Origin of the sequence: Actinokineospora sp., assembly GCF_052390155.1 — a bacterium.
GTDB lineage: Bacteria > Actinomycetota > Actinomycetes > Mycobacteriales > Pseudonocardiaceae > Actinokineospora.
The window spans coordinates 1-2,398 of record NZ_JBQTHF010000081.1 but is presented as its reverse complement, the minus strand read 5'-3'; the positions used below and the strand labels follow the sequence as shown (position 1 = coordinate 2,398).

2 protein-coding genes and 1 pseudogene are annotated in these 2,398 nt (G+C 73.1%); 1 reads left to right on the top strand and 2 read right to left on the bottom strand.

The window, feature by feature from the left end; translation table 11 throughout:
• Nucleotides 1-128: pseudogene (locus ACT4N7_RS25370) on the top strand (carbohydrate ABC transporter permease); the annotation flags it as partial.
• 33 nt (nucleotides 129-161) lie between these two features.
• On the opposite strand, the gene ACT4N7_RS25365 reads toward ACT4N7_RS25370, so the two are convergent.
• Nucleotides 162-824, bottom strand: coding sequence for a response regulator transcription factor (locus tag ACT4N7_RS25365; RefSeq protein ID WP_444831358.1), 663 nt, complete (start codon nucleotides 822-824; stop codon nucleotides 162-164).
• On the bottom strand, nucleotides 821-2,239 hold the full coding sequence (locus ACT4N7_RS25360) for an ATP-binding protein (RefSeq protein WP_444831357.1): 1,419 nt from the start codon (nucleotides 2,237-2,239) through the stop codon (nucleotides 821-823). The genes ACT4N7_RS25365 and ACT4N7_RS25360 overlap by 4 nt, the downstream gene beginning before the upstream one ends.
• Nucleotides 2,240-2,398 lie beyond the last annotated feature (159 nt).

The following is a 2,398-nucleotide window of genomic DNA, read 5'->3' as shown; positions in this document are numbered from 1 at the left end:
CCCAATTCGACGCCCCCTTCGGCACCCAAATGGCCGCAGGCGTCATCGTCACCATCCCCCTCGTCATCCTCGTCCTCCTCTTCCAACGCCGCATCGTCGCAGGCCTCACCGCAGGCGGCGTCAAATAGGCGTCGAATGAGTAGCGGCACGAAGAACCGGAATCAACGGCCGAACGCGTAGCCCATGCCGCGCACCGTGGCGATCCGCTCGGCGCCGACCTTGCGGCGCAGCGCCCGGACGTAGACGTCGACGATGTTCGAGCCGGGGTCGAAGTCGTAGCCCCACACGTGCGACAGGATCTGTTCGCGGGACAGGACTTGGCCGGGGTGGCGCAGGAACAGTTCCAACAGGACGAACTCGCGCGCGGTGAGGTCGACCGTGCGGGCGCCGACCTGGGCGCGGCGGGTGCGCAGGTCCAGTGACAGGTCGGCCGCGCGCAGCACCGTCACCTCGGGTGTCCGGTCGGCCGCGCGCAGCCGCAGCCGCACGCGGGCCAGCAGTTCCTCGAACCGGAACGGCTTGGTCATGTAGTCGTCCGCGCCGCCTTCGAGGCCCGCGACGGTGTCGTGCACCGAGTCGCGGGCGGTCAGGATGATCACCGGGGTGGTCAGGTTGGCCTCGCGCAGGGTGCGCAGCACGCTGAACCCGTCGCGGCCGGGCAGGCCGATGTCGAGCAGCACCAGGTCGAACCCGCCGGTCAGTGCGTAGTCGATCGCGGTGGGTCCGTCGCCCACCACCGTGGGGTTGAAACCGTTGGCGGACAACCCTTTGCGCACGAACGACGCGATCCGCTCCTCGTCTTCGGCGACCAGGATGCGGTTCACCGCGGCCCGCCGCCGCGGTCCGCGGGCAGGTCTACGCCGAACGACGCGCCGCGACCAGGGGTGGACACGAGCTTCACGGTACCGCCGTGCGCCTCCGCGATCGCGCGCACGATGGCCAGGCCGAGCCCGGCGCCCGGACGGTGTCCGGCGGCGCCGCCGGTCGACCCGCGGCTGAACCGGTCGAAGATCTTGGCCGTGTCCACCGGCGCCACGCCGGGCCCGTGGTCGGTGATCCAGAACGACGCCCGCCCGTCCAGCAGCGCCGACCCGACCAGCACCTCGTCGCCGTCGCGGGTGTGCTGCACGGCGTTCTGCGCGAGTTGCACGACGGCCTGGGTGACGCGCTGCGAGTCGAGCCGCACGACGCCCTCGCCGATCGCCTCCAGCCGCCACTCGCGCTCGCCGAGGGCGCGGACCTTGGCGTAGATGTCGCTGGTCAGCTCGGCCACCTCGGTGGGCTCCGGCCGGACGAAGTCGGGCCGCTCGGCCTTGGCCAGCACCAGCAGGTCGGCCACGATCCGGTTCATCCGGTCGAGTTCGTCGGTGCACAGCCGCACCACGGCGGCGCGGTCGGCCGGGTCGTCGCCCATCAGTTCCAGGTGGCCGCGGATGATGGTGATCGGGGTGCGCAGCTCGTGGCCCGCGTCGTCGACGAACTGCCGCTGCGTGCCGAACGCCCGCTCCAGCCGGTCGAGCATGGCGTTGAACTGCTCGGCGAGCGCGGCGATGTCGTCGCGGCCCTCGACCGGGATGCGCCGGGTCAGGTCTTCCTCGGTGATCTCGGCGGCGGCGCGGCGGACCAGCCGGACCGGCGCGAGGATCTGGCCCGCGACCACCCACGCGGCGCCGCCCGCGAGCAGCAGGCCGAGCAGGCTGACCAGGATCAGGGTCTGGACGGTGGCGATGACCTCGGCGCGGTCGCGGTCGATGAGGTAGCCGACGACGAAGGCACCCCGGTCGCCCGCGCCGCCGGGGCCCGCGACGTCGACCTTGACCCAGCGCATCTCGCCCGCCGCGGTCGGGACCGACCCGCTGGTCTGCGCCGAGCGCAGGATCGGGTCGAGGACCGCGGGGCTGTCGGCGAGAGCGAACGGCTCGGCGCGGCTCTGCCGCAGAATCTCGCCCGCGCCGGGCCCCGCGACCCACCCGACCAGCACCTCGTCGACGTCGGGGTACTGCCGCTGGAGGTGGTTGAACAACAGTTCGCGCACGTTGCGGAACGGCTGCTGGGTGGCGCGGTCGACGCCGGAGCGGGCCACACCGCCGAGTTCAGCCGCCTCCTGTTCCAGAGCGGCCGTCACTTCGGTGTCGACGCGCTGGAGCAGCAGATTGCGGGTGACCACGGTGACGGTGAGCGACACGATGGCCATGAGCAGCAGCAGCCAGCCCATGATGCGGACCCGGGCGGGAATCACCCAGCGCCGGGTGGGCCCGGCGCTGGGTGGGGTGGCGGACGCGGCGGCCGGGGGTGGGGTGGGTGGGGGGGCCGCGCGAGCGCGACTGGGCGGGCCCCGCCGGGGCCGCCGCCGTCTCCCCGCCGAGCCCCCCCACGGCAGAAACGCGCGGCCCCCACC